Raw genomic sequence first — 7,242 nt, forward strand, 5'->3', positions numbered from 1 at the left:
GGACACTCTCAGGGCAGGAACCGGCGGTTCACGACGCTCGCGATGCGCTGGTAGTAGGACGCGGTGGTCCGGACGAACAGGTCCAGCGCCTTGGCCTCCCACCCGATGAGCACCCGCCCGTGTCCCTTACGCACACCCTCGGTGATGGTCTGCGCGGCCATCTCGGGGGTGTGCAGCGCCAGCTGCTTGTCGAACTGCGCGGCGACCTTCTTCTGATCCAGCCCTTGGGTTTCCGCGACGGTGGCGTTGCGCGCCACGGCGGTCTTGATACCGCCGGGGTGCACGCAGGTCACCTGGACCGGCTCGCCCTTGACCAGCATCTCCTGCCGCAGCGCCTCGGTGAAGCCGCGCACCGCGAACTTGGCGGCGTTGTAGGCGCTCTGGCCCGGCACCGCGATGAGGCCGAACAGGCTGGACACGTTGACCACGTGGCCGTCGCCGGATTCGATCAGGAACGGCAGGAATGCCTTGGTGCCGTTGACGACTCCCCAGAAGTCGACGTCCATGATCCGCTCGATGTCCTTGAACTGCGTGTGGACCACGTCGCCGTGATGGGCGATGCCGGCGTTGTTGTACACCTGGTGCACGACGCCGAAATGCTTCTTCACCTCGTCGGCGTACAGCAGCACGGCCTCGCGCTCGGCCACGTTGAGCCGGTCGGACTTGACCTCCGCGCCCGCCGCCTCGCAGCGCTTGACGGTCTCGGCCAGACCTTCGGTATCGATATCGGACAGGGCGAGTTTCGCGCCCCGGCGGGCCAGATTCTCCGCCAGCGCGCGCCCGATGCCGGACCCGGCACCGGTGATCACACAAACCTTGCCCCGGAAGTAAGCATCATTGCTCACTGTGCCACCACTTTCAGATCGGACCGGACCTCGGCCCCGTTGATATTCGCGGTCGTGTCGTAGGCGGACACATCGAACTTTTCGAGCATCCTACGGAAGCGGAAGGTGAAATCGGGCCACAGCGTGGTGTTGTTGCCGTGCTTGTCGAGATACCAGCTGGCGCAGCCGCCGGTGTTCCAGACGCTGCCGACCAGCTTGCCCTGTAGCTCCCGGTTGTACTTGTCCTGCACGTCCTTTCGCACCTCCACGGTGCGCAGGCCCCGTGCCTCGACGGTCTCGATCGCGTCGGCGACGTAGTTGATCTGGGACTCGATCATGTACACCATCGAGGTGTGGCCCAGGCCCACGTTCGGGCCGAGCAGGAAGAACATATTCGGGAAGTTGGCGATCGCCGCGCCCTTGTAGCCCTGCTGGCCGGCGTCCTCGAAGACCTCGGCGAGCGTGCGCCCGTCCCGTCCGGCCACGACCTCGTACGCCGGGGAATCGGTGACGTGGAAGCCGGTCGCGACGATCAGGGCGTCGATCTCGCGCTCGGTGCCGTCGGAGGTCACGATCGAATTCGCGCGGATCTCCTTGATGCCGTCGGTCACCAGGTCGACGTTCTCGCGGCCCAGCGCCGGGTAGTACTCGTTGGAGATCAGCATGCGCTTGCAGCCGATGCGGAAGTTCGGGGTGACCTTGCGCCGCAGCTCCGGATCGCGGACCTCGACGGCCAGCTTGGCGCGGGCGATGAGGCCGAGGGCGGCCATCGCGGGCGGGAACTTGGCCAGGCCGACCACCTGGGTCTCGCGGGCGGCGTAGATGGCGGCGCGCGAGAGTCGCTGCACGCCCGGCACGTGTTTGAAGGCCAGCCGCTCCGCCCGCGTGTACGCGCGGTCGATGCGGGGCAGCAGCCACGGCGCGGTGCGCTGGTAGACGTCGAGATGCGCGACCTTCGGCGCGATGGACGGCACGATCTGGATGGCCGAGGCGCCGGTGCCGATGACGGCGACCCGCTTGCCGGTCAGGTCGGCGTCGTGGTTCCAGCGGGCGGAGTGGCAGATCTCGCCCTGGAAGTCGTTGATGCCCTTGATATCCGGCAGATTCGGCTCGCACAGCGCGCCGACGGCGGAGACCAGGATGTCGGCGGTGAACGCGCCCTTCGAGGTCTGCACCTCCCAGCGCGCGTCGGTGTCGTTCCACCGGGCGCCGGTCATCTCGCAGTCGAAGACGTGCTTGTCACGCACGCCGTGCCGGTCGGCGACACCCTGGATGTAGCGCTGGATCTCCGGCTGCTTGGAGAACGAGCGCGACCACTCCGGGTTGAGCGCGAAGGAGTACGAGTACAGCTGCGAGGGCACATCGCAGGCCGCGCCCGGATAGGTGTTGTCACGCCAGGTGCCGCCGACATCGCTGCCGCGCTCGATCACCAGGTAGTCGTCGCGACCCCGCTGGCTCAGCCGGATCGCGAGACCCAGGCCGGAGAATCCGCTGCCGACGATCAGCACGTGTACATGACGGGCGGTCAGCTCGACGCCTTTGTCTGTAACCTTGCGACTCATGTACCCGAGAGTAGGGGTTTATTGAGCAGGAGTCAACAGTATTGACCAGCGTTCAGTAGGATGGCAACCGTGGCTAGAGGTGGAAACGGCAAGCGCGTACGGCTCAGCCCGGACGAGCGGCGCGAGCAGCTGATCGTGCTGGGTGTCGGCCTGCTCGGCGAGCGCGCGCTCGAAGACATCTCGGTCGGGGACATCGCCGAACAGGCGGGTATCTCCCGGGGCCTGCTGTTCCACTACTTCCCGTCGAAACAGGACTTCCATCTCGCCATCGTGCAGCGCGCCAACGCCGAACTGCTGGCCCGCACCGCCCCCGATCCGAACCTCGCGCTGTTCGACATGCTGCGCGACGCGGTGCAGCGGTACGTCGACTACGTGAGCGAGAACCGCACCTCCTACCTGGCGCTGCTGCGCGGCCCGGCCAGCGCCAGCCCGGAGCTGATGGCGCTGGTCGACCAGACCCGCGGCGCCATCGTCGACCGCATCCTCGCCGAGGCGCCGATCCCGATCGAGGATCCGGATCAGCCGCGGCTGCGCCTGGCGGTGCGCGGCTGGATCGCCTTCGTGGAGGAGACGACGCTGAGCTGGCTGCGGCACGAGACGATCACCCGCGAGCAGCTGATCGACATGCTGGTCGAATCGCTGCCCGCGCTCGCGCTGAATCCGTTGCTGACCCAGGCGCTGCGGGAGTGACTACCGGCTGTCGGTGATATCCCAGCTGAACCGGTCGGCGCCCGCGGGCCCGCGCCGACGGATGAGATCGGTGAGATACGCGGCCGGTTCGACGAGGGCGAAATCGTTGCCCATCCCGACCACCATGCCGACGAAAACGGCGGCCCCGGAACGGACTTCGGTGTAGACGACGCCACCGGAATCACCGTGGTCCACGGCGAAGGTGGTCAGCAGGTGGGTGGCGGCGGCGTCCCGGATCGTGCCGCAGGTGGTTCCGGTGCGCGCGCCGGTCTTGCAGACCCGCTGTCCCACAACCGGATCGGTGTCGACGGCGGTGATCGACAGCCGTCCCGTGGTGGCGACGGCGCTCACCTCGTCGGTCAGCCGGATCAGGGCCACGCCGAGAGCGTCGGCGGCGCCGTCGGGCACCCCCGACTCGAAGATGCCGATGAGGGCGTTGGTGTCGGCGTAGACGCGTGCGCCCGCCTCGAAGCAGTGGCCGGCGGTCACCGCGTATCCGGTGCCGCCGATATGCCCGGTCAGCGCGACCGAGCACTGCTCGTCACCGGTGTGGACGGCCATGCCCGGATAGACGGCCACCCGGGGCGCGGCGTCGGCCGCCGGGGCGACGGCGGTGAGGGCGGCGGTCAGGATCGCGGCGCACAGCAGCGCGATCCGGGATCCTGGATTGCGCATGACGGCCTCCGAATGTGACAGGGAGACTTCCACGTTAAGCCCACTGCACCCGTTCCGGGCACAGTCTCCGGTTTCGTCTTCGTAACCGGTGACCTACTTGGAGACGTACCACCGGAACGAGTCGGAACCCTCGGGACCGCGGTGCCGGATGAGGTCGCCGAGCCGCTCGGCCGGCTGGACGAGCGTGAAGTCGTCGCCCATTCCGACCACCATGCCGACGAAGACACCCATGTTGTAACTGGTGCCGCTGTACACGATGCCGCCGGAGTCGCCGTGGTCGACGGCGAAGGTGGTGCGCAGGTGGGTAGCCGTGACAGCACTGATGGTGCCGCAGGTCGTGCCGGTGCGCGCACCCGTCTTGCACACCTTCTGCCCCTCCGTCGGATCGCTGTCGACCGCGGAGATCGCCAGGTCGTCGGTCTTGGCGGAGACGACGATGTTGCCGGAGAGCCGCACCAGGGCGAAGCCGAGATCGTCGGCCTCGCCGTCGGGCACGCCCATCTCGAAGGTGCCGATGCGATGGCCGTTCTCGTCGGACACCGCCGCCTTGGCCTCGAAGCAGTGGCCCGCCGTCACGGCGTACTTGGTGTTGCCGATGTGACCGAGCATGCCGATCGAGCACACCTCGTCGTCGGTGCGGATGGACATTCCGGGGTGAACCCGCACCTCGCCCGCGGCGCTCGCGGGTGCGGTCGCGGCCGCCGTCGCGGCCAGCAACGCGGCGGCGAACAGCACGATCCGGCCCGGGGACCGGCGGCTGCGGGCACGACGGGACGACGAGTACTCGAGATGAGGCATGGCAACTCCGAAAATCACGGCGAGACTTCACAGAATAAGGCCCGCGGGCCCGGAAGCTCCCGCTGTCGGGAAGTTTCGCCGATCAGTTCTCGTATTCGTAGCCCGATCGATCGCCCGCCCGGTAGGCCGAGAGGGCGGTGAGGGCCGCGGCGGCGAGGAGCATGACGCCCGAAACCAGCAGGGCGACATCGAGTCCGCGGTGGAAGGCGGCGTAGGTGGCGTGGATGACCTGGTCGACGATCGGGCCGTAGGCGGCCGACGCGGCCTGGTCGCCGCCGGCCGGGACGTTGCCGGTCTTGATGGCGTCGATGACGATGGCCTGGAAGTTCGCCGGGATGTCGAGTTCGTTCAGCCGGCGCACCAGATCGTCGTCGAGGAAGGAGTTGACCAGCGATCCGAGCGCGGCGACACCGACCACCGCGCCGACCTGGCGCATCGTATTGGTCGCGGCGGCGGCCATTCCGGAGTGTTCGGCGGGCACCCCGGACAGCACCGCCGAGGTCAGCGGCACCACCGCGATGCCGAATCCGAGCCCGGCCACGGTCAGCGCCAGGGCGAGCGGCCCGAATTCGACCGTCACGCCCAGGCATTCGCGCGCGAGCAGGATTCCGGCGGCGCCCAGGACGCAGCCGGTGATCATCGGGGTGCGCGAACCGCGCAGCGCCACCCAGAATCCGGCGACCAGCGAGCCCAGGATGATCGCGACGGCCATCGGGGCGAAGACCGCCGCCGTGCGCCATCCCGAGTAGCCGATCACCTCCTGCAGGTACAGCGCGGTGAAGAAGAAGATCGAGAAGATGCCGAAATAGACGGCGAACGCCACGATCAGCGCGCTGCGCACCATCGGCACGCGCAGATACCGGAAGTCGAACATCGGGTTGCGGGCCCGCGTCTCGACCACCAGGAAGCCCACGAACGCCAGGCCGCCGATCACGAACAACGTGATCACCGAGACGGCGTCGTAGCCCACCTCCTCGCCCGAGATCCCGGCGTAGATGACACAGCCGAGGAATGTCGCGCCGAGCACGAATCCGGCCCGGTCCACCGGACCCGGCTGCGGGTCAGCGCTTTCCGGCACGTACCGCACGGCGGCCGCCAGCACGACGACGCCGACGATCAGGTTGAACCAGAAGATCGACTGCCAGCCGAACGCCCCCACCAGCAGCCCGCCGACGACCGGTCCCGCCGCCAGCGCCAGCCCCGAGACCGCGGCCCACGCGCCCAGCGCCTTCGCCCGCGCGCCGCGCTCCGGATAGATATGCCTGATCACCGACAGCGTGCCCGGTTCGGAGGCCGCCGCGCCCAGACCCATCACCCCGCGCCCGGCGATCAGCACGGCCACGCTCGACGCGGTCGCCGACAGCACCGATCCGGCGCAGAAGACCACCAGCCCCGCCACCATCACGCGCTTACGCCCCCACCGATCCCCCAGCGTCCCCGCGGTCAGCATCACACTCGCGAACACCAGCGTGTACGCATTGACCACCCACTGCAGCGAAACCACACCCGCATGCAGATCCGACTGGATATCACCAAGCGCGACACTGACGACGGTGGTGTCCAGAAAGGTCACGAACAGCACCGCGGTGACGGTCGCCAGCGCCACATTGGGCCGTGCCGCGCGAGTGGGGGTGGTCATCGGCCATCCGGTGTCGGCGTGCTCATCGGCTGCACCCTTGCCGTCGCACTCATCAACCGCACCCATGGCGTCGCACTCATCATTCACCCCGACGTCAGTTTGTCGGGGTGGCACACACCGGGGGTGGGTTGCCCTGCAACGTCAGTAGGGCGCAGAACGTGGCGGCCGTGACCTTCCAGGTTCCGTCCTGCCGGATCGCCGAGCCCTGCTGGTTCGCCAGGGCCGGTTTGCCGCCCATCAGGATGGTGTAGGTGACGTCGGCGTGGTCGGTGCCGGTGCTGGCGACGCCGGAGACCTCGGCGCTGGTGGCCTTCGCTATCGGCGAGTCGGCCTGGGCCTTGATGGTGTCGGCGAAGGCCTTGCCGTTCTCCAGCAGCGCCATCTTCTGATCGGCGCCGGTGCCGCCGTCGAAGAAACGCTCGTAGGAGTCGGTGACCGCCTGAGTCACCGAGGGCGGGCCGGTGGTCGACGCGGTGTCGGATTGGTTGTCGGAGCCCCCGCAGGCGGCGGCCGACAGTACGAGAGCGGAGGCGGCGAATATCGTCGCCGCGGTTCGGGTGAACATGTCCCGGTTGAACATGTCCCGCCTCCCTGGAAGTGGGTCGGTTCGACGGCGCTACCGGGCCATGCGCCGCTGCGCCGCGACGGCTTGATCAACTCGCTCAGACTACTCGCCGGAACGGACCGGCGAGCCCGGTTCGGCGACAGCCGCCGAACCCGCCAATTCGTCCAGGACCCTGGGCAACTCGGCGGCGAACGCGACCGGATCCAGCAGCGCCGGATCGGCCGACAGACCGATGCCCAGCACCCCGCGCCAGCTCAGCACGCCGGCCACGAGCGGCACCCCGGGCGCGGGCGGCAGGATCGGGAAGACCTGTGCGATCGGCAGTCCCGCGAAGGTCATATCCCGGTCGGGTCCCGCCATATTCGACACGATGGCGTGGAAGAAGCGGACGCCGTACACGTTGCGCGCGAACCAGCCGACGGCCGGCTCCGGCGCCAGTCGCAGCGCCCTCGACATGACGAAATGCGATGCGAGCGCGCGGGTTCCGCT

General features: G+C 68.4%; 8 protein-coding genes. 1 reads left to right on the forward strand and 7 read right to left on the reverse strand.

All coding sequences use genetic code 11. The features are described 5' to 3' along the window. Nucleotides 1–8 precede the first annotated feature (8 nt). Nucleotides 9–845: an SDR family NAD(P)-dependent oxidoreductase gene (locus ON41_RS25435; protein ID WP_040750299.1), complete on the reverse strand. Its 837-nt coding sequence runs from the start codon at nucleotides 843–845 to the stop codon at nucleotides 9–11. Next, nucleotides 842–2,386: a flavin-containing monooxygenase gene (locus tag ON41_RS25440; protein WP_040750300.1), complete on the reverse strand. Its 1,545-nt coding sequence runs from the start codon at nucleotides 2,384–2,386 to the stop codon at nucleotides 842–844. Before ON41_RS25440 ends, ON41_RS25435 begins: the two co-directional genes overlap by 4 nt. Before the next feature lie 60 nt (nucleotides 2,387–2,446). Here ON41_RS25440 and ON41_RS25445 point away from each other — a divergent pair, with 60 nt between their 5' ends. Further along, a complete protein-coding gene (locus tag ON41_RS25445; protein ID WP_040750301.1) occupies nucleotides 2,447–3,076 on the forward strand; it encodes a TetR/AcrR family transcriptional regulator in 630 nt (209 codons plus the stop codon). Here ON41_RS25445 and ON41_RS25450 read toward each other — a convergent pair whose 3' ends face one another. The 5 genes from ON41_RS25450 to ON41_RS25470 form a co-directional block, all read right to left on the reverse strand. Next, entirely contained in the window at nucleotides 3,077–3,751 is a 675-nt protein-coding gene (locus ON41_RS25450) for a chymotrypsin family serine protease (RefSeq protein ID WP_040750302.1), read from the reverse strand. 93 nt (nucleotides 3,752–3,844) lie between these two features. Beyond that, nucleotides 3,845–4,549 (reverse strand): chymotrypsin family serine protease, encoded by a 705-nt coding sequence (locus ON41_RS25455; RefSeq protein WP_040750303.1) that lies wholly within the window; start codon nucleotides 4,547–4,549, stop codon nucleotides 3,845–3,847. Between the two features lie 82 nt (nucleotides 4,550–4,631). After that, entirely contained in the window at nucleotides 4,632–6,188 is a 1,557-nt protein-coding gene (locus tag ON41_RS25460) for an MFS transporter (RefSeq protein WP_063709953.1), read from the reverse strand. Nucleotides 6,189–6,282: 94 nt separating this feature from the next. Further along, on the reverse strand, nucleotides 6,283–6,768 hold the full coding sequence (locus tag ON41_RS25465) for an MTB12 C-terminal domain-containing protein (RefSeq protein WP_051162447.1): 486 nt from the start codon (nucleotides 6,766–6,768) through the stop codon (nucleotides 6,283–6,285). Nucleotides 6,769–6,855: 87 nt separating this feature from the next. Further along, nucleotides 6,856–7,242: WS/DGAT domain-containing protein (locus ON41_RS25470; RefSeq protein WP_157185616.1), on the reverse strand; the 387-nt coding region annotated here is incomplete at its 5' end.

The organism is Nocardia transvalensis NBRC 15921, from assembly GCF_000308875.1.
GTDB lineage: Bacteria > Actinomycetota > Actinomycetes > Mycobacteriales > Mycobacteriaceae > Nocardia > Nocardia transvalensis.